The 18939-nt window shown below is 50.2% G+C and carries 19 protein-coding genes and 1 riboswitch; of the genes, 14 read left to right on the top strand and 5 right to left on the bottom strand.

Annotation, left to right across the window (positions count from 1 at the left end; translation table 11 throughout):
- Window positions 1–41: 41 nt before the first annotated feature.
- Window positions 42–1670, top strand: a complete 1629-nt coding sequence (locus tag MKY59_RS25960) for a polysaccharide biosynthesis protein (RefSeq protein ID WP_339274523.1) — start codon at window positions 42–44, stop codon at window positions 1668–1670.
- A 261-nt stretch (window positions 1671–1931) separates the two neighbouring features.
- On the opposite strand, the gene MKY59_RS25955 is transcribed toward MKY59_RS25960, so the two are convergent.
- Window positions 1932–3218, bottom strand: a complete 1287-nt coding sequence (locus MKY59_RS25955) for a DUF2515 family protein (RefSeq protein WP_339274522.1) — start codon at window positions 3216–3218, stop codon at window positions 1932–1934.
- Between the two features lie 124 nt (window positions 3219–3342).
- On the opposite strand from MKY59_RS25955, the gene MKY59_RS25950 reads away from it, so the two are divergent.
- From MKY59_RS25950 to MKY59_RS25925, 6 genes are all read left to right on the top strand, one after another.
- Window positions 3343–3687 (top strand): thioredoxin family protein, encoded by a 345-nt coding sequence (locus MKY59_RS25950; RefSeq protein WP_236414676.1) that lies wholly within the window; start codon window positions 3343–3345, stop codon window positions 3685–3687.
- Window positions 3688–3949: 262 nt separating this feature from the next.
- The gene (locus tag MKY59_RS25945; RefSeq protein ID WP_290371432.1) at window positions 3950–4888 is read left to right on the top strand and encodes a COX15/CtaA family protein; all 939 of its coding nucleotides are present in this window, start codon (window positions 3950–3952) and stop codon (window positions 4886–4888) included.
- Window positions 4889–5070: 182 nt separating this feature from the next.
- Complete coding sequence (locus tag MKY59_RS25940) at window positions 5071–5805, top strand: Cthe_2314 family HEPN domain-containing protein (protein WP_339274520.1); 735 nt, start codon at window positions 5071–5073, stop codon at window positions 5803–5805.
- Window positions 5806–5886: 81 nt separating this feature from the next.
- A riboswitch (SAM riboswitch) is annotated at window positions 5887–6026 on the top strand.
- 229 nt (window positions 6027–6255) lie between these two features.
- Window positions 6256–7284: a methionine ABC transporter ATP-binding protein gene (locus MKY59_RS25935; protein ID WP_339274519.1), complete on the top strand. Its 1029-nt coding sequence runs from the start codon at window positions 6256–6258 to the stop codon at window positions 7282–7284.
- Window positions 7284–7943, top strand: coding sequence for a methionine ABC transporter permease (locus tag MKY59_RS25930; protein ID WP_236414673.1), 660 nt, complete (start codon window positions 7284–7286; stop codon window positions 7941–7943). Before MKY59_RS25935 ends, MKY59_RS25930 begins: the two co-directional genes overlap by 1 nt.
- Window positions 7944–7980: 37 nt before the next feature.
- A complete protein-coding gene (locus MKY59_RS25925) occupies window positions 7981–8817 on the top strand; it encodes a MetQ/NlpA family ABC transporter substrate-binding protein (protein WP_236414672.1) in 837 nt (278 codons plus the stop codon).
- Window positions 8818–8907: 90 nt separating this feature from the next.
- Here the strand turns inward: MKY59_RS25925 and MKY59_RS25920 are convergent, their stop codons facing one another.
- A complete protein-coding gene (locus tag MKY59_RS25920) occupies window positions 8908–9918 on the bottom strand; it encodes a DUF2167 domain-containing protein (RefSeq protein WP_339274516.1) in 1011 nt (336 codons plus the stop codon).
- Between the two features lie 343 nt (window positions 9919–10261).
- Here MKY59_RS25920 and MKY59_RS25915 point away from each other — a divergent pair, with 343 nt between their 5' ends.
- Window positions 10262–11068: an SDR family oxidoreductase gene (locus MKY59_RS25915; RefSeq protein WP_236414670.1), complete on the top strand. Its 807-nt coding sequence runs from the start codon at window positions 10262–10264 to the stop codon at window positions 11066–11068.
- Window positions 11069–11201: 133 nt separating this feature from the next.
- Here the strand turns inward: MKY59_RS25915 and MKY59_RS25910 are convergent, their stop codons facing one another.
- Window positions 11202–11447 (bottom strand): NifU family protein, encoded by a 246-nt coding sequence (locus tag MKY59_RS25910; RefSeq protein WP_062324083.1) that lies wholly within the window; start codon window positions 11445–11447, stop codon window positions 11202–11204.
- A gap of 80 nt (window positions 11448–11527) precedes the next feature.
- Between MKY59_RS25910 and MKY59_RS25905 the strand changes: the two genes are divergently transcribed.
- Window positions 11528–11782 carry a YuzB family protein gene (locus MKY59_RS25905; RefSeq protein WP_236414669.1) on the top strand — a complete coding sequence of 85 codons (255 nt, stop codon included), beginning with the start codon at window positions 11528–11530 and terminating at the stop codon, window positions 11780–11782.
- Here the strand turns inward: MKY59_RS25905 and MKY59_RS25900 are convergent.
- Both MKY59_RS25900 and mqnE read right to left on the bottom strand, forming a co-directional pair.
- Window positions 11779–12840 (bottom strand): NAD(P)/FAD-dependent oxidoreductase, encoded by a 1062-nt coding sequence (locus tag MKY59_RS25900; RefSeq protein WP_236414668.1) that lies wholly within the window; start codon window positions 12838–12840, stop codon window positions 11779–11781. The two genes, MKY59_RS25905 and MKY59_RS25900, sit on opposite strands and share 4 nt — an antisense overlap.
- A gap of 230 nt (window positions 12841–13070) precedes the next feature.
- Window positions 13071–14177 carry an aminofutalosine synthase MqnE gene (mqnE, locus tag MKY59_RS25895; RefSeq protein WP_339274512.1) on the bottom strand — a complete coding sequence of 369 codons (1107 nt, stop codon included), beginning with the start codon at window positions 14175–14177 and terminating at the stop codon, window positions 13071–13073.
- Window positions 14178–14619: 442 nt separating this feature from the next.
- Between mqnE and MKY59_RS25890 the strand changes: the two genes are divergently transcribed.
- The 5 genes from MKY59_RS25890 (at window position 14620) to MKY59_RS25870 (ending at window position 18529) form a co-directional block, all read left to right on the top strand.
- A complete protein-coding gene (locus MKY59_RS25890) occupies window positions 14620–14976 on the top strand; it encodes an iron-sulfur cluster assembly accessory protein (RefSeq protein ID WP_236414666.1) in 357 nt (118 codons plus the stop codon).
- 218 nt (window positions 14977–15194) lie between these two features.
- Window positions 15195–16235 (top strand): tyrosine-type recombinase/integrase, encoded by a 1041-nt coding sequence (locus MKY59_RS25885; protein ID WP_339274510.1) that lies wholly within the window; start codon window positions 15195–15197, stop codon window positions 16233–16235.
- Window positions 16232–17197 (top strand): tyrosine-type recombinase/integrase, encoded by a 966-nt coding sequence (locus MKY59_RS25880; RefSeq protein ID WP_339274508.1) that lies wholly within the window; start codon window positions 16232–16234, stop codon window positions 17195–17197. Before MKY59_RS25885 ends, MKY59_RS25880 begins: the two co-directional genes overlap by 4 nt.
- Window positions 17198–17318: 121 nt before the next feature.
- Window positions 17319–17927 (top strand): hypothetical protein, encoded by a 609-nt coding sequence (locus MKY59_RS25875; protein WP_339274506.1) that lies wholly within the window; start codon window positions 17319–17321, stop codon window positions 17925–17927.
- Entirely contained in the window at window positions 17924–18529 is a 606-nt protein-coding gene (locus tag MKY59_RS25870) for a hypothetical protein (protein WP_339274504.1), read from the top strand. The genes MKY59_RS25875 and MKY59_RS25870 overlap by 4 nt, the downstream gene beginning before the upstream one ends.
- The last annotated feature ends 410 nt before the right edge of the window (window positions 18530–18939 follow it).

Genomic DNA, 18939 nt, shown 5'->3' with positions numbered 1-18939 from the left:
CCAGGCGGGTGCGGCCCATGTGGGGAAAGAAGGGAAACAGGTTGTCTAAGAAAGAAAGCTTTATCAAAGGAACGCTCATCCTGGCGGCCGCGGCGCTCGTTGCAAGGGTGCTTGGATTGGCTCAGCGCGTGCCGCTGGATCACATTCTCGGCGATATCGGGAATGCATCGTTCACGATTTCCAATACGGTTTATTTAATGCTGTTAACGGTGGCGACGGCGGGCATACCGAGTACACTGAGCAAAATGGTATCTGAACGCTACGCCTTGGGCCGCGGCGGAGAGGCCCGGCAGATTTACCGGGCGGCGCTGATCTTTGCGGCCGCAGCCGGGGTCATCATGTCGACCCTGCTGTGGTTTGCGGCGCCATTCTACGCGACGCACATCTCCAAGGTGCCGGGATCGGTCAGCGCCATCCGCGCGCTGGCCCCTGCATTGCTGCTCTTCCCGGCCATCGCGATGATGCGCGGTTACTTCCAGGGCCGTGGCAATATGACGGCCGGAGGCATATCCCAAATTGTGGAGCAGTTCGCCCGCGTGGGTACCGCGATACTGGTGGCATTTGTGCTGCTGCAATGGAATTACGATGACCAGACGGTGGCCGCCGGGGCATCGTTCGGGGGCGTATTCGGCAGCATCGGGGCGTTTGCGGTGATGCTGTACTTCACCATGAAGCAGCGGCGCATGGACAGCGCCGCAGCACTCATCGAGGAGCGATCAGAGAAGCTGCCGCTGGGCGGAATCTATGGGGACATATTCAAATTGTCGATTCCGATCGTGCTCTCTTCCTTGGCGGTTCCAGCCATCAACTTCATTGACACTTCTCTTGTCGTTCCGCTGCTGAGCGGAAGGATCGGTCTGGAAGAAGCGACGGCCGTTCTGGCGGTGCTTGGTATGAAAGCCCAGAGCATTGCCGGAATTCCTCCGATTTTGGCCATTGCGCTCAGCACGTCGCTGGTGCCGGTCATTTCGGCAGCATTTGCCCGCAAGGATGAAGCTCATCTGCAAAGCCAGATCACGCTGGCCCTGCGCATTTCGATTCTGACAGGCCTGCCGATCGTCATTGCGCTGAGCGCAGCAGCGCATTCGATCAACGGTTTGCTGTTCAGCGATCTGGGCGGCACGTCGATCATTGCGGTATTGACGATCGGGACCATTTTCCAGATCACGATGATGACGACGAATGCCATTCTGCTGGGCGTAGGAAAGCCGCGCATTACGATGATCAGCGTGGCGGCAGGCATTATCGTCAAGTTTGTGGCGAGTTTGATTTTGGCCCCGCTGATGGGGATTTACGGCATCATTATGGCCACGGCGCTCTGTTTCCTGGTCATTACGTACCTCAATCTCAGGGTGCTGCGCAAAATCGTTTCCTTCTCCATCATGGGCAACCGTTGGACAGGCCTTGCCGTTACCGTCTTGGTCGCAGCGGCGGTAGGATTCGGCGCGAACTGGGCGGGCAATCAGGTATTCGGTGCTTTCCTGCCGGCGAGAATTTCCTTCCTGCTGACGTGTATGGTGGTAGGCGTTCTGGTCGTTGCGGTTTACCTGCTGCTGCTGGTCGTGATGAATGTGCTACGCAAGGACGAACTGGGCAGCTATCCGCGAATTTTGCAAAAAGTATTGCGTCCGTTGATGCGGTTCCAGCGCGGACAGGCACAACGTGGGTAAGCAAGGGAGAATCGTTGATTGGAACGCGAATGGGCGTCTCGGATAAAAATAAAAGAAGGTCCTGTCCGCTCTAGAGCTGGCAGGACCTTTTTTCAATATTTGTGATGAAACGTTGGGCTATATAGGCCGAATTGGAAATTTGCTCAAAAACGGATGGATCAGAAAGAATCTGGAGAAGCGGAGCTAAAAGCTTTCTGTAAGAAAGCTCCATCGAAAGCATACGCTTCGCGTTGATCACTGGGTTCTCCAGGATCATCCAACCTAATGCAGAATGGTCCGGGCATCATGGGCGAGCGCAGTTTTCAGGATGCCGAATCGATGCTCGTGACTGATCTCGAAGATCCAAGGACGCTTGGGCGTGCTGATGTGAGAGAGGCAGTCGGCGTTCTGCAGCCAATCGTATCTCGGAAGGGGTTCATAAGGCGTCTCATGCCAAACGTCAAGCAGTTTCGGGCTGTACAAGCGCTGTCCTTCCGGAAGCCACTCTTCGTCCATCAGCTCAGCGCTGCTTCGTTGGGAGGTGTTATTCCCGGATTCATGCTGAACTGCGGTGAACAGTCCTGGCCAATATTCGGCGCGAGAGCCTTGATGGGGCACGGCTCGTGCAAATTTCAATACCCCGTCCAGCACCTGATCCATGCCAAATAGCATGGCATACAGGCTTTTGCCAAATGCAATGCGTTCATCCAGCTTGTCGAACCGCTCCAGTACTCGCCCGACGATGCCCAAGCCCTCTCCGAGAGGAAATACGATCTGGTTCAGCCCTGCCAGGTCGTGCAATCGGAAGGAAGGGCTGGAGATTACGTTTTTGTGGAAATACGGGTGCTGCACGACCCGGCCTTCAATATAGTTTTGCTCATTAATAATTAATGCCGTGCTGAGCAGCGAGCTGCACTTCTCCAGCCAGAAGCGCTCCCAGAAAGGCGTCATGAACGCCGATACGTGAAAATGGGACAATAAATGAAAGCAGCTTCGTCCAAGGCGGCGGCTATGCTGATACAACAACAGTTGAGGATAAGCGTCCTGGAAAATAAGAGCATTGCACCGCTCCAGCAAACGGTACGTCTGCTGCCGGGAGGTTTCGTCTTGCAAATTGCGCATGAGCCCGCTTTGCAGGTCGGTCATGTGGTAGCCGCCATTTCGGGACACCATATGGGCAAGCAGCGCCCAGTGCAATTCGGGGCATTCCTCGTAGCAGGCGAGATAAGCGGCGGTTCGCGTAATGTTGCTCCGGTTGTGTTCCCGGGTTTGACGGGAGACGTCTTCGAGAATGATGCAATCCTCCTCGCATAGGGGAGCGTTTCTGGCAAGGCGGGCTGCGGCATGGTCTGTGCCGGTTTTGCCAGGCAGCAAACGCCGAATCTCGGAACGCAGCGCTGCCGCGGTATCCTCGTTCCAATCGAGGTCACGCGCAGGGTGCCTGAGCCGTGCGGAGGCATGCCACGCGGCCTGTTTGCCGCGCCATGCTTCGCGGGCCGCTTCCGGAAGGGAGCGCATGAACTGAAGCATGGCTCCGAACGGGGCAGAATCGGTGCCAAGGAACATCATGGCGTACTATCCTTTCTACTGATGGTTATCTTAAGTATGTGCCGAAGAGTTGACTTCCACTCGTCAACATGCTTATGTGTATAAAGAAGAGACATGCTGCTAAAAAAGAAAGGAAGATGCTGTGATGCAACAAATAACGTCCAAACCGGAATTCGACGTAGCTATTCAGTCTTCGCGGCTTACCGTTGCGGTATTCAAGGCCGATTGGTGCGGGGATTGCAAATTCATTGACCCGTTCATGCCGGAAGTCGAGGAAAAATATGCAAACGAACTGACTCTGGTCGAGGTAGACGTGGATCAGGTCGGAACGGTAAGCGAAGAGCAGAACATTTTGGGCATTCCGAGCTTCGTCGCTTACACGGATGGCCGGGAACTCGTTCGTTTCGTGAACAAACTGCGCAAATCCAGAGAAGAGATCGAGCAGTTTTTGCAACGTGCGGTTGAAGTGTATAACACGATTCATAAATAAGCTTTTGGTCGAAAGCGCCATTCCCAACTGAGGGAGGCGCTTTTGTTTTGTCATTTTTAGGGAATGCTGAAAGAAGGCCGCTTGCACGTGATCCGCTTGTCCGAATCTCACCCAGACGTTAACATTTTGTCACAAACCGCGCCGTCAATGACTCTTTTATCCGTTATAATGGATTTAGTTGTGAAATAAATGTCAAAGTAACGAACCTCATGAAGGGAGTCATTCCTTCGCAATTTAAAAATTTAACTGCAGGTGAGAAAAATTGAAGCATTTAACCTTGTTTAAATGGTTGACCGTATTAACCTGTCTTGTCATGTTCATGGCCACGTTTGGTGGCGGCGTCGTTACGCGGACCGAGTCCGGACTCGGCTGTGGCGCCGAATGGCCTCTATGCAACGGCAAACTGGTTCCGGCCCATACCGTTGCCTCCTTGATCGAATTTTCCCACCGTGCCGTCAGTGCGTTGGCAGGGCTGTTGTCCATTGCCTCGTTCGTTGCGTTTTTACGGTTCGGCAAGTCCCGCCGAGATCTGCAATTGTTCTCATTGCTGACATTGTTATTTGTCATCATACAGGGGATCATGGGCGCATTCGCCGTCGTCTTTTCCCAGTCATCGGCAGTCATGGCGCTGCATTTCGGGTTTGCGCTGATCGCCTTTGCCAGCTCGCTCATGATGGCTTTGGGCATTCGCCAAGAGGCCAAGCATGGCGGACTGGAACGTTTGAACAAATATCCGCGAGTGAGCAAAAATTTCCGGAATCTCGTGTGGTTCTCCACCATTTACACGTACCTGGTTGTGTACACGGGGGCTTTTGTAAGCCATACGGATTCGGCTGGCGGCTGTTCCGGATTCCCTCTATGTAACGGGCAAATCGTTCCTGAACTGTCCGGCGGCGTTGCCGTAGCCTTCATCCACCGTTTAGCAGCGGTGTCGCTCGTCGTCGTGATTGCGATTCTGGGGCACTATGCATACCGCAAACATCCGGATAATAAGGAGCTTAGAACGCTGGGTGTGGTGTCGGTTGTGCTGGTGTTGCTGCAAGTGTTTATCGGTTTCCTGATGATGCTTACGATGAATCGTCCGGAAGTGTACATGTTTGTTGCCTTGTCGCACATGCTTGATATTGCCATCCTGTTCGGCATATTGACGTACATGAGTTTTCTGGTATACAAACTGCACAAACCGGTTAATCGGTTCTGATCTGCTTTCCCAAGTCCACCTGCCCTCGTGATGCATCGTCACGGATGCGGGTGGATTTTGTTTGATCCGCACCGGATTCGGGTACGCTATGGTGCAATAGCGCTGTGCGTTTACTCGGTCTCCGGTTGGGGTTATGCTTAAGTTGGGTGGTTGAGACAGATTGGACAAGAGGAGGCATGCTCATGCTGCGAACACTACTGGGTGAACCCCCGCGCCGGAATGAAGGCGTTCTGGAAGAAGCGATCGAAGCGATGGTGGAAACGCTGGGGCTCCTGCAGCGACAGTTGGACCTGAATCAGGACCCGACGCATGATTACCGCAAACTGTATGTTTGGACCCAAGGTTTGATATCCTCGCTGGATGAATTGGAGCAAAGCTGTTTTGCGGCTTCCCATTTTCGGAAAAAGGTGAAAGCAGGCTCTACGGAAGACATGACCGCTGCCGAAAAGGCGGAATATGCGCGCTACGTATATTTCTATAAGGACGGCTTCATTCGCTGTTTCGCCATTTTGGACAAAACCGGAACGGTCATCAACGAAATTTTCGACCTGAATACCTCAAAGGTCAAAGCCCACTTTTCCTACTTTACAGTACTCAGGCAGTTCGGCTATGCTAAAGTTCATGCCGATTTGGCCGAAGCGCTGATCCGGATCAAAGAAAAATACCGCGAACCGATGAGCCGATTGCGCAAGCGACGCAACATGGAGATTCATTACATGAACTGGGAGATGCAAGATGACCTGTGGCAGCTGCATCAAACGCTGCAGGGCAAAGTGCAGCTGGAGGATCTGGACCAGCATCTTCATGAGCTCAGGCAAGGAACGGACATGGTGTGCGAAACCATCAAGACGGCTTATGGCTACATTAATGCCTTGTGGCGTGAGCACGGCTTGAATCGCAAAAACAGCACCCATTAGGGTGTAATATTTACCTTTGACAAACCGGAATACTTGGATTATACTGAGTTCCTATATTCAATACTGATTAAAAATCATATATTCTTATCGAGAGCGGCGGAGGGACAGGCCCGATGAAGCCCGGCAACCGATTTATGGGGTGTGACACGATGTCATTCTTTATAGATGTTAGGTGCTAATTCCTACAAAATGGTGCAGAGCACGATTTTGGCAGATGAGAAGGCATAATCTTTCACGCAAAGAGCCCTTTTTTCTGCAGAGGGGCTCTTTTTTGGTTCGGGGAGAATGCAGATTGGAAGGATCTGCTTGCAATACAGGTTTATGATTACTCGCCAAACGATGATCGGTTTGCTCGGGAGATATGACTAAAGTCGTTTTTCTCGGCGTCCGAAGGAGTTTTTCCAGCCTTTCGGGTAAAGATACATGTAATGGCGGGAAGGAGAAGCTATTTTGATTGAATTAAAGGCATTAACCAAAACATACGGCAAAGGCGCCAAAGCAACGACAGCGTTAGCCGAACTCGACCTGACCATTCAAAAAGGCGAGATTTTCGGCATTATCGGCCACTCTGGGGCGGGAAAAAGCACGTTGATTCGCTGCATGAATTTGCTGGAACGGCCGACGAGCGGCGAAGTGTGGGTCGACGGCGTCAATTTAACGGAGCTTGGGAAACAGGGGCTTCAGAAGCAACGCCGCAAAATCGGCATGATCTTTCAGCATTTCAACCTCCTGTCATCCGCGACGGTGTACGACAATGTGGCATTTCCGCTCAAGTTGGCCAATGCACCCAAGGCGGAGATCGACCGCAAGGTCAAAGAGATGCTTTCTCTGGTCGGGTTGGAAGACCACAGCGGCAAGTATCCTGCCCAACTCTCAGGCGGACAGAAGCAAAGGGTAGGCATTGCCCGCGCGCTGGCCAGCGATCCGGCGGTCCTGCTTTGCGATGAAGCGACCTCGGCGCTTGATCCGCAGACGACGGCCTCCATTTTGAAGCTGCTGCTGGACATTAACGAGAAGTACGATCTTACGATCGTACTGATTACGCATGAAATGCATGTCATCCAGAGCATATGCGATCGTGTGGCGGTCATTCACCAGGGAGGCATCGTGGAGCAAGGGCCGGTAACGGAAGTATTTCTCAAGCCGCAGCATGAGGTCACCCGCGATTTCATCCAGCGGGACGATGCCTCGGCGGAGCTGTTGGCAGTCAGTGCACCGGTCAAAGGTGACGCATTGGCTAACGGAGCTTCCCAACTGGTGAGAATCTCTTTTCTGGGAGAAAAGACATATGAAGCCATTCTGTCCAGAACGGTCCGCAAAACAGGCGTCGATTTTGCCATTTTGCAAGGCACGATTTCGACCATCAAACAAGTTCCTTACGGACAATTGACGGTAAGGTTTGAGGGCGAGCCTGCTTCCATCAGGCAGACGATGAACGAACTGGTCGAGCAGGGGCTTGATGTGGAGGTGCTACAATAATGGATTTTTCAAGCATTCGATGGGAAGAGATCAGCCAGGCTACCGTTGAAACGTTGCAGATTCTAGGGGCGTCCGGCCTGTTCACGGTTATTATCGGTTTGCCGCTTGGCGTTTTGCTGTTCATGACAGCACGCTCGGCTTCGTCGCAAGTCAAGATTTTATATACCATTCTCTCTATTATCGTTAACATTCTTCGGTCGGTTCCATTCATTATTTTGATTGTTGCTCTTATTCCGTTCACCCGAGCTTTGGTTGGAACGGCAACCGGCGTGCTGGGCACCATTCCTCCGTTGGTTATTGCGGCTGCCCCGTATTTTGCGCGATTGGTGGAAACGACGCTGCGCGAAGTGGATCGCGGCGTCATTGAAGCCGCTCAGTCCATGGGTGCTTCTACAGGCCAAATCGTCCGTCGGGTATTGCTGCCCGAGGCACTGCCAGGTTTGCTGGCAGGCGTTACGATTACGATCGTGACCCTGGTATCGTACACGGCAATGGCGGGCATGGTTGGCGGCGGCGGGTTGGGTACGCTGGCGATCAACTACGGATACTACCGATATCAAACGGAAATCATGATCGTGGCCGTCATTTTGATGATTATTCTTGTGCAATTGCTGCAAATGGGCGGCGATCGTCTCGTCAAAAAGTTCACCCGGAAATAACACATAGATCAAATTTTAAGGAGAAGGGGTTTTACACATGAAAAAATGGTCCATCGCTTTGCTGAGCCTGATGATGATCGCGGTCCTTGCGGCATGCGGCAACAACAAGGATGCCGACAGCGGCGCAGATAACGCAGGAGGCGCTCCACGTACTGTTGAATTGAAAGTCGGAGCTTCGCCTACGCCGCATGCCGAAATTCTGGAAGCCATCAAACCCGAATTGGAGGCCGAAGGCATCCGTTTGCAAATCGTAACGTTCAACGATTACGTTCTGCCGAACCAACAGCTCGCCGACAAACAACTGGATGCGAACTTCTTCCAGCATCAGCCGTACCTGGATGAGGAGAACAAAGCACGCGGATTCAATCTTGTTTCCGTAACTCCGGTGCACGTTGAGCCGTTTGCGGGATACTCCAAAAAAATCAAATCGCTGGATGAGCTTCAGGACGGAGCGAAAGTAGCGATTCCGAATGATCCGTCCAACGGCGGACGTGCATTGCTGCTGCTGGCCAAAAAAGGCTTGATCACGTTGAAGGACAACAACAACATCTCGTCTACAGTGCAGGATATTACGGCTAATCCGAAAAACCTGGAATTCATCACGCTTGATGCGGCCATGATGCCTCGTCAACTGGATGAAGCCGATCTGGTCTTCATTAATGCCAACTATGCGTTGGAAGCCAACCTGAATCCGGAGAAGGATTCCCTGTTGATCGAAGATTTGCAAGGCAATCCGTATGCCAACATTTTGGTTGCGCGTGAAGATAACAAGGATGCAGATGCCATCAAAAAATTGGCAGCCGCACTGAACTCCGAAACCGTCAAAACATTCATCAAAGAACGTTACAAAGGCGCAGTGGAACCTGCATTCTAAATAGATGCGCAAATCAAACAAGCCGTTCATCGCTGTTCAAGCGACGTCGGCTTGTTTTTGTGTATGGTCATAGAGATGCATTGATGCAATTTATCTTTTTTCCAAATCCGGTTTGGAACGATCTTTCGGTGATGAATCATCCGGATTGGTAGACTGTTGTCCGGCCGCAACTTGTTGATAGGCTTCGTCAGTCGGCGTAAGTTCATCCTGTTGTCCATGTGCATCCGTAGGATTTTTTCTTCCCGTCAATTTGCGGCGAAGCCATCCGAATATACCGACGATGGCGGCCACGATGACGAACCATCCTTTTTTCAGCAATAGCAGCAATCCTAATTTCTTGGCTACGGCAACCCCGGCGCCCCCTAGAATCAGGCCGGTTAGCCCCAGCTCGGAAGATTTGTCGACCGACTCGTCGAATTCCTCGTATTTCTCGCCAGCGTTAACATGAAGCTGCCCAAGCACGCTTTCCTCGAACTGCTTGCGATTTTGTTCGAAATGGGCGGTATCCGTAATGAGAATCACGCCGATATATCCTTCGCGTGTCAGTACGTTTACGTTATAGTTGACAATCGGTTGTTGCGCCGCGTCCTTCGCGCCAAGAGAGTAAATCAACTGATGTTTCGCACTCTCGTAAGCAGGCTCGATTTCCCAACCGGTGATGTAGAGCCGATTTTCCGGAGAAGACTTTTCGTTCTGCTCCTCGGTACCGCGTTTGTAGCTGTCGAGAAGCTCTTCGGCATCCAGATTGTCTTTGTCGCTATCATCGATATGTCCCGTGTCGTTGTATTCGAAAATGACATACCAGCTGGACTGCTCGCCTTCGCCGTATAGGCTTCCGATTTCAGTGCCGTTCGGAAATGATTCCGTATCTTCCATAAAACGTTTCGTATTGGTTGCGTCCAAATAAGTCAGGCCGGGTGCGATTTGGAGGGTGGCTTTGTCATCCAGCGATACGGTGGCAGGACCGTCAATCCATTCATAGTCATCTGCGGTGCTGTCGGCAGCACTTTCGGCAGACGCCGTGAGAGCGAGCGGAAATTGCAAAGCGGTCACCAGCATAAGGGCGACAAGGGAGGTCAACCATCTTTTGTTGTTTTTCATTTCGGATTCCTTTCGAGGGCCCCATGCCTGGGCAGGAAAGTGCTGATTACAGCCTAGCATGAGCGTATGTATTATGTCTTTTTCTGTATAGAAAATAATGACTTATCGAAATTAACATATACCTCATACATTAATCAAGGGATAATTGGAAAATTGGGGTTATATTTCCTTCTAAAGTCCTACACGGTTTTATTTTGTGAATGGACAACATATGAGGATCGTCCCCGCTCCAATGATTTTTTGCAAATATATGCAAGAGCATTTGGAGATGGGGAAGTTGTGAGGGAACGTCAAATCTTTTATACTGAATGAGTGACTGTGTTCTTGGAAGAGGGGGATGGACGTGAAAGGTAAAGTGGCCCTCATAACGGGAAGTGCCAAAGGTCTTGGCAAAATGACGGCACTGCGCCTGGCGGAACAGGGATGCCACATTGCTCTGAATTATGTGCACAGCCAAAGCGAGGCCGAAAGCCTTCAATCCCAGATTATGTCCACAGGCGTGCGCTGTATCGCGGTGCAGGCCGATATTTCACAACCGACAGACATTACCAGGCTGATCGCACGTGTGCAAAATCAGCTGGGCGATATTGATATACTTATAAACAATGCGGGACCGTTTGTCCGGGAACGCAGATGGTTTGCCGATTACTCCGCAGCCGAAATCCAGATGCTTGTGCAAGGCAATTTGCTCGGGCCCATGCTGCTGGACCAGCTCGTGCTCCCGGAGATGCGGCGCAAGAAGTGGGGAAGGATCATTCATTTCGGCTTTAGCCATGCAGGAGAGGCCAGATCATGGCCCCATCGCGCGGTTTATGCAGCGGCCAAGGTAGGCCTGGTTTCGTTTACGAAGACGCTTGCCGTGGAAGAAGCGCCATATGGGATCACGGTGAATATGGTATGCCCTGGCGACATTCGCGGCGCGAACAAAGAAAAAACGATCGATGAAATCCGGGAAATCAAGGATGAAGAAACACCGAGAGGGCGCCCGGGAAGCGGGGAGGATATCGCACGCGTAATCACGTATCTGTGCGAGGATCACTCCGATTTCATTACCGGAAACATTATGGATGTATCCGGCGGCCTGGATCCGATCCGCCCTAATATTTGGCGCGAAGATGCAGAGCAGCATGAGGCCGGGAAAAGCGAGTGATGCGAGCGCAGGCGTTGTAATAAATGTTTCCGCTTGGCTGGTCAGGAGTACAGTTCCGTGACGCAAGGCGAAAAAAGAGCCTCCGCTTCATAAGAAGCGAAAGGCTCTTGAGGTTTATTTCGTGAAGGATTGATTAGAATACTTGGACAACTTCTTCCACACCGTCAACTTCTTCAAGAAGGGCGCGTTCAATCCCGGCTTTCAATGTAATGGTGGAGCTTGGGCAGCTGCCGCAGGCACCGACCAGTTTCAGCTTCACGATGCCGTCCTCCACGTCGACCAGTTCCACGTCACCGCCATCGCGCTGCAGGAACGGACGAAGTTTGTCAAGCACGTCGGATACCTCATCGTACATGGTGCTTTGTGCGTTTTCGCTCATATTTTCAACTCCTTTCCTTCATATATTATATTACAAATGGCCATAAATTCAAATGGTCAAAGCAAGCAGGTGAACAACAAATGAGACCGATTATTGAATTTTGTGCCAATAATATGCATTTCGGTACCGATGAAGTGATGGACATGCTGGAAGAAAATCCTGACTTTGACGTCATCGAGTACGGGTGCCTCAGCAATTGCGGCCAATGTTACATGACTCCTTTTGCTTTGGTGAATGGCGAGCTTGTCATCACGGACAAAGTGGAAGATCTGTATAACGCCATATTGGCCAAAATTGCCGAAGCGGACGCCTGGGACGAGCTGGATCTTGACTAACCGAGATGCCGTTTAGACATCCAGAGCACACCGCTTTTCAAAATACGCGGCACGCGTCCCATCATGGACGTTTTGCCCATCAGCCCAAACCCAGCCTTCTTGCCGAGTGCGCCGAGTGTGCCGCGAAGCTTGAGGGGGTGAAGTTTGGGCTCTTCGCCTTTCCAAAGAGCATGCTGAATATGAGCGATCTGTTCACCCTGAACCTCGGCAGCCTGACCGCTAGGTGCAAATGGCACGCTGGCACAGTCTCCCACCACATATACATCCGTATATTCCGGAATTTGATAATACTCATTCAGGACGACACGGCCCTGCGGGTCTTTGGCGACATTCAGATCCTGCACGACTTTGACCGGCTGAATCCCTGCTGTCCAAACAACGGCATCGGTCATGATCTCTTCGTCGCGATTGTAAATGGCGCCTTGCTCCAGTCTGGAGATGGCCACATGGCGCTGCGATTCGACTTGATGTTCTTTGAACCATTCATGTACGTAAGCGGACAAGCGTTGCGGGAATGCGGACAACACGCGCTCACCCCGATCGAGGATCGTAATATTCAGGTCGGGTCTGCTTTCGCGCAGTTCAGCCGCTACTTCAACACCGCTAAGCCCGCCGCCGACGATGTGCACGTGGCCGTAAGGTTTAACCTCATTCAAGCGCAGGTAAGTTTCCCTTGTTTTGCCGAAGCTTTGAATGGTACAGCTGAATTCCTCGGCTCCGGGCGTATTGTGGAACCGATCCGTACAACCAAGCCCGATGACAAGTCTGTCGTAAGGAAGCGGGTCCTGTCCTTCGAATTCGATCTGACGGGCTTCCAGGTTGATCGACGTCACTTCTCCATACCGATGGGTAAGCTTTTCATGCACGGGAAAATGAATGCGGAGGTCGTAATCCGATACCGTTCCGGCTGCGAGCGCATAATATTCGGTCTTCAGCCCTTGGAATGGATTTCGATCCACCAAAACGATTTGAGTGTCTGCCGGAATTTTGCCTTCCAGAAGTTCTTTAGCAATCGTGAGGCCGCCGTAGCCGCCCCCAAGAATGACGAAATTTTTCATGATTGGCTTCCTTTCTGCACCAGTCCCGCAGGAAGCGGGGCTGTACCCGTGAGGCACAGGGCCATAATGGCGATCTGCCTCATGTGTTGTTTTAGGTTTGAATTAGTATATCTAAATTAGTATATCGAAAATTCAGGTCTTTCAAATTAGGGGCATTATTCCAATGGAAAGCATCGGTTCGGGATCCGCTCCCTTTTCGGTCAAGCGGATCTCGAGCCCGATGCTCGGGTTTACTCGTATACTTGGATTTCGTTGTAGAAGGTATCGCGTTCCACCGGGATTCGTCCGGCACCTTTGATCAGCCAGATGAGCTCTTTGCGGGTCAGCCCTTCGGGTGTCAGGGCACCAGCGGCGTGACTGATTCGTTCACGTACGATCGTACCGTGCGCATCCGATGCTCCGAAGCCGAGCGCGACTTGAGTCAGCTGTGGACCAATATTAATGAAGTAGGCTTTGATGTGGTCGATGTTGTCCAGCATCAGGCGGCTGATCGCGATCGTTTTGAGGTCTTCGTACGCCGAGTTGCGGCGCATGATGCTTGCATTTTTGCTCTTTGGCTGCATGGACAGCGGAATGAATACCATGAATCCGTTTGTTTCGTCTTGAAGTTCCCGGATTTGGGCCATATGGTTGACGCGGTCCTCATAGGATTCGATCGAACCATACAGCATGGTGGTGTGCGTCCGCATGCCGAGCAGGTGAGCCGTGCGGTGAACTTCCAGATAACGATCGACGTTCGCTTTGTCCACGCGCATTTTTTTGCGGTACTCATCGGAGAGAATTTCGGCTCCGCCCCCAGTGAGCGATTTAAGTCCGGCTTTTTGCAGCTCCTCAAGCACTTCCTTAATGCTTAGTCCGCTGATGCGTGTGAAGAAATCGATCTCTGCTGCCGTGTATGCCTTCAGCGTAACGTCCGGATATTTTTCGTTTAATGCACGCAAGGAATCGACATAATATTGAAAAGGAACATGGTTGTTATGTCCGCCTACAATATGGAACTCGCGTACGCCGGGATGAATATGCTGTTCTACGTAATCGATCATTTCCTGTCCCGACAAGGTATAAGAGCCTTCTTCACCCTGATCCTTGCGGAAGTTGCAAAAGGCGCAGTGGGCTTCACACACGTTGGTGAAATACAGGCTCATGTTTTCGATGAAATATACTTTTTTGCCGTTTTTCTTCAGGTTGGCCTCATTGGCCAGCTGGCCCAGAGTTAGCAGGTCATCCGTCTGGTACAGATAAACGCCGTCCTCTACGCTAAGCCTTACTCCGTTCTGTACTTTCTCGACGATTTCAGCCATTCTCTTGTCCGTGAACGGTGTTACCAATGTAGACATGTTGTTTCCTCCTGTTCTTGACCGGATTGGAGTTGCGCGCAGTACTGGCTTGCAGAACTACATAACAAAGATGCGGTCGTTTGCCGCCTTCCGTATAACCAACTCGTATTGACCCGGTTGCAGCGCATGCTGCATTGCGTAGCTGTTTTTTTTCGCGAAATGAGCCCTCCGGCTTTATATGCATTGGGGACTGCAGCACAGTCTCGAAATGTGAAAAAAATTACAACTCTAAATATGACCATCGCTTGAAGAAGTCATGACAAAATATCGACATTTCAAATCGATCACCTATCCATTATAAACCTCGTGTCCCGGGGGTTCAATATGCTGGAAAGAAAAAGGAGGAGCGGAGGCAAGAAAACACGGGCAAACATGACTTGAGCCCCTTGACGCGGTGGAGTATAATTTAGAAAGAGTTCAAATTAAAGGAGAGTGACCTGGCATGATCAGCATCAGCGAAACGGCTGCCGAGCGGCTGAAGGATATGCTGGCTCAGCAAGAGACGCCGGACATGTTCCTGCGTCTTGGCGTAGCACCGGGCGGTTGTACCGGATTTTCGTACGCCATGGGCTTTGACGATAAAGAATCCGAAGACGATATTTATATGAACATTCACGACATGAAGGTTGTTGTGGAGAAGGAAAACCTGAAATACCTGAATGGCCTGGAAATTGATTTTGAAGAGTCCGGCATGACGGGCGGCTTCACTATCCATAACCCGAACGCGGTAGCGACATGTGGTTGCGGATCTTCCTTCCGCACACGCGAAGAAGCAGGCGTGCCAGATAAAGATTGCTGATTCGGCGCAGGTTTGAGCGGTTTTAACTCCGAATGACGAGCGGAAGCCTTAACGCAAGCCTGAACGGTGTGGATTGCAGATTGTACCGGGAATTCGTTAGATTAACAACCCCGGATGATGAACGTTAACAACCCTTGAAACGCCGTTTCGGGGTTGCGGATCACGGCCTCTATGACGTAGTAACGCGCAATTACTACGTTTATGGAGGTCTTTTTGTTATGGCGCTAAAGAAGCGAGAACGGCGTGCCCCGGTCGGTGCGCGTAATGAGAAATTGTTTCCGGAGGTCACTTTAGAGCAGGCGATTGATTTCGTAATCAACGCGAAGAAAGTGGAGGGTTTACGGGAACGGACGCTAAAGGACTACGCAAAGCACTACGGATATTTTGTTGCCTGGCTGAACGAGTTCCATCCGGAAGTTACGCTAATCGAGCACATCGACGTTAGTATCATTCGCGACCATGTGGCGTATATGAAGTACGATCGCGTCAGATACGAAGGACACAAGCACATTCCTACGGAGGGCCAGCGCGTAGGTCTATCGGATACGACCGTAAATATTCGGCTGCGTACGCTGAAGGCGATATTCAACCAGTTAGATCGCGATGAGCTTATCGAAGTGAATCCGGTTAGCAAGGTGAAGTTACTGCGCCAGGACGTTGATTTAACGAATTGCTTAACGGACGAGGAAATTGCTGCTATACTCGCGCAGCCTAACCGGAGGGACTTCGTAGGGTTCCGAGATTATGTCGCGATTATGCTTATGCTGGATAGCGGACTGCGCGTGTCGGAAATGTTGGGGCTTCGCATCGGAGATGTGGATTTTCAAACGCGATTTATTACCTTGCAAGGTGAGGCGAACAAGAACCGGAAGCCGCGGATGGTTCCTTTCTCCGGCGCAGTTGCGAAGCTTCTTTTGCAACTTATTGATGAGAACAGGCAGCATTTCACCACAGATCGGTTATTTCTCTCTTGCTACGGCGACCCGGTTTCGCCGAACCAATTTAACAAAAGATTGAAATATCACGGGGAGAAAGCCGGCGTCGAAGGGAAGAAGATGACTGCGCACGTATATCGGCATACATGGGCCCGCGCTATGGTACTTAACGGAGCTGATCCGTTCACTGTGCAGAAAATGGGAGGGTGGTCCGATATACGAACTATGCGGAGGTACATTCAGATGGACATGAGGGACGTGCGTCGAAGCCATGACGAATTCTCGCCAACAGGACGCTTTGTTAAACGGCGGACTGAAAAATGAGAAAGCGATATGAAGATCGACTTAAAGTTCGAACGTGGGAAGAGTGCCTCGAACAATTTATAAACTGGAAACGCGTCCAAGGTGTGAGCAAGCATACGATTACCGACTATAAACGAAGCATGACGTTGTTTATGTCGCGCTATCCTGATGCATGGGATTCACCGCAAAACTTGAAGGTAATGCTTTTTGAGCATCTCGGACAGCCTGATATCGCGCCTGCAACGTTTAACAGTCGCCTTGTATATCTTCGTACTTTCCTAAATTGGTGCGTTGAGAACAAGTATATCAAGGAGAATCCGATCGCAAAACTCAAGAAGCGTCACGAGGAAGGCCGCAGAGTCAGCGTATCCATCGAAGTTCTCCGCGAACTCTTAAAGGTACCGGATCAATCCACGTTCGTCGGCCTTCGTGATTATGCGTTAATCCTTTTGACGCTGGACACTGGTATTCGGCCATCAGAGGCCCTTGCGCTAGTACCAAGTAATTTCCGTCCCAAGGCTCGCGAAATCCATGTAACTGCGTTAACGGCAAAGACACGGCGCTCTCGGGATCTGCCGATATCTGAGGCAACGATTAAGGCGATGAATCGTTTAATTCGATCACGGCCGCAGGGGTGGGCGGATAAGGTGCCGATATTCTGTACGTATGAAGGGAACGCGCTAAATAGGCACGTATGGGGAGACAGGCTTGAGCGACATAGCAAAAAAATCGGCGTTCATATCCGACCGTATGATTTGCGGCACATATACGCCCTAGAGTCGATCAGAAATGGATCATCTTCTTTCGCAGTGCAGAAGACGCTCGGTCACACGACGATGGAGATGACGCGCCGTTACGTTGCGCTGGTTAACGATGATTTGAAGATCGAACACGCGAAGACGTCACCGCTTAACAAGATCGCAGATGATAAGCCGAAGAGGAAGAGATTAACGAAGATCAACGTTGAGGATGACGAAGAATGAAAGAGGCGCAGTTCTCGCGGGATAATCCGTTGAGGGCTGCGTTTTTTCTTGTTCCTGTATAGTATAATTTTCCTGTCCATAGTAGAATAGAACTACAAAAATACAGAGGAGAAGGTACATAATGGAGGAATTGACTGTAACAGAAAATAAACCTAAGCAGCGCATTAGTGTGTTACCTGTAATCGCGTTAGGTATCTCGGTATTAACTGTAGCAACTTCTATTTACCTGGTGGTTCAAAATTCGGAATTGACAAGTAAAACCAATCAGCTCTCTGAACAAGTAGCGTCCCTTTCAAAGAAAAATGATGAACTACAAAAAGCTGCAGACGCGCAAACGATTTTCAACACTGAGCAAGAGACATACCGCAAATTGGCATACTTAACGGCCATGGCCCACGATATTGAGGATGGAATTGTGACGGATGATTTCGTTGTGAACAAGATTAGATTTAATTGGGGCGAGGACGGAAGCCTCAGCGATGTAACGATTGATGTGGAAAACCAGCCGACTATGGCGCTCTCATACAAGGCTAAAGGCGCGTATGAGCTATCTGACCGAGAATTACGCGCTAAGTCTGACGCGATAATCAAGGCGGTAACCGACTATTACAATTCGGCATCTAACGCACCGGCTTGGACTGATGCTACTTCCGTACAGCTTACGGTTCAAAATTACAGCATCGGCAAATCAACGAATGGTACGTTCAAACTCGTGGGTGAAACGAAATGACACAACAAACAGACACGATAAACAAAGAACGGATTAAATTTAAATTAAATGATATATTGAAGAATGTTGGTTTTGTAGAAAAGGCTAAAAGGAGTGAACTCATAGAAAAAGGTAGAAAAATTGAACTTAGACTTGCGAAGAGTTCTGATGATAACGAGTTAGAATTAATAGAGTTAAAATATGAAGTGCTCAGTTTAGAAAGTGAGCTGGATATTAGCTCTTTCTGGAGGAAAACGGGTATTTTTGTAGGTTATGCAATAATTATTTTACTTTACCCTATTGCCTATATTTTGCTAAGTGGAGATATAAACCTAGAAAATATAGCTACGTATTTGACATATGTAATTTCAAGTGCCGTCGGTGCAATTATCTATTTTATATCGAGCCGGACCATGGAAGGTTTAGACGCGCCAATTTATAAGATGCTTGTTGCGTTGGCGCTTCCATTCTTGTTTGTATCATTCTTGTTTACAAACGATCAAGGACAGATTTTTGATATAAAGGATAGAATGTTATGGGCGTTTATACTTGGATATAGTTGTGATTTGTTTATATCTTTGATGAATAAAATTATTGCTAAAGTCAAAGTTGCCATAGGATAGGTTGAGAGGTAGGATTCATATGAAATTAACTGGGAATATTCATTTTTACACAGCAAAATTGGAATCTAGAAGGGTCTCTGTAGTGCAGGATAACGAAGAAATAGAACGAGGTATTATTGTCGAAATTACGGATTCCTCTATCAAAATAAACAACTCATGGTTTTTTAAAAAAGCCTGTGAATTCTATCTTGTCTAAATGAATTGAACTACTTCGCTCATCTCTCAGAAGATGTGCGTTTTTGCCCGGCACACGAGTGTTGATGCGCAAGTACCTCGGAGCGCGGAATCGAACGTGAAAAAGACGCAGCTTCGATCGGCTGCGCCAGGTCTTGCGCGTGTTGGCGGTAAGATTTATGCTAGTTACGAATGATCGACGCGGTAGCAACTCTTGGCGGGGAGGCTATCGCTTT

It is taken from the genome of Paenibacillus sp. FSL W8-0426 (genome assembly GCF_037969725.1).
Lineage (GTDB): Bacteria > Bacillota > Bacilli > Paenibacillales > Paenibacillaceae > Paenibacillus > Paenibacillus hubeiensis.
This window is presented reverse-complemented; position numbering and strand designations above follow the sequence as displayed.

What these genes read in the sequence shown, in the direction of transcription:
- MKY59_RS25955 (WP_339274522.1), bottom strand. Translation starts at nt 3,218, where the DNA reads ATGATGTTCCTTGGCACCGATTCTGCCCCGTTCGGAGCCATGCTTCAG.
- MKY59_RS25950 (WP_236414676.1), top strand. Translation starts at nt 3,343, where the DNA reads ATGCAACAAATAACGTCCAAACCGGAATTCGACGTAGCTATTCAGTCT.
- MKY59_RS25940 (WP_339274520.1), top strand. Translation starts at nt 5,071, where the DNA reads ATGCTGCGAACACTACTGGGTGAACCCCCGCGCCGGAATGAAGGCGTT.
- MKY59_RS25930 (WP_236414673.1), top strand. Translation starts at nt 7,284, where the DNA reads ATGGATTTTTCAAGCATTCGATGGGAAGAGATCAGCCAGGCTACCGTT.
- MKY59_RS25925 (WP_236414672.1), top strand. Translation starts at nt 7,981, where the DNA reads ATGAAAAAATGGTCCATCGCTTTGCTGAGCCTGATGATGATCGCGGTC.
- MKY59_RS25920 (WP_339274516.1), bottom strand. Translation starts at nt 9,918, where the DNA reads ATGAAAAACAACAAAAGATGGTTGACCTCCCTTGTCGCCCTTATGCTG.
- MKY59_RS25910 (WP_062324083.1), bottom strand. Translation starts at nt 11,447, where the DNA reads ATGAGCGAAAACGCACAAAGCACCATGTACGATGAGGTATCCGACGTG.
- MKY59_RS25905 (WP_236414669.1), top strand. Translation starts at nt 11,528, where the DNA reads ATGAGACCGATTATTGAATTTTGTGCCAATAATATGCATTTCGGTACC.
- MKY59_RS25900 (WP_236414668.1), bottom strand. Translation starts at nt 12,840, where the DNA reads ATGAAAAATTTCGTCATTCTTGGGGGCGGCTACGGCGGCCTCACGATT.
- mqnE (WP_339274512.1), bottom strand. Translation starts at nt 14,177, where the DNA reads ATGTCTACATTGGTAACACCGTTCACGGACAAGAGAATGGCTGAAATC.
- MKY59_RS25890 (WP_236414666.1), top strand. Translation starts at nt 14,620, where the DNA reads ATGATCAGCATCAGCGAAACGGCTGCCGAGCGGCTGAAGGATATGCTG.
- MKY59_RS25885 (WP_339274510.1), top strand. Translation starts at nt 15,195, where the DNA reads ATGGCGCTAAAGAAGCGAGAACGGCGTGCCCCGGTCGGTGCGCGTAAT.
- MKY59_RS25880 (WP_339274508.1), top strand. Translation starts at nt 16,232, where the DNA reads ATGAGAAAGCGATATGAAGATCGACTTAAAGTTCGAACGTGGGAAGAG.
- MKY59_RS25875 (WP_339274506.1), top strand. Translation starts at nt 17,319, where the DNA reads ATGGAGGAATTGACTGTAACAGAAAATAAACCTAAGCAGCGCATTAGT.
- MKY59_RS25870 (WP_339274504.1), top strand. Translation starts at nt 17,924, where the DNA reads ATGACACAACAAACAGACACGATAAACAAAGAACGGATTAAATTTAAA.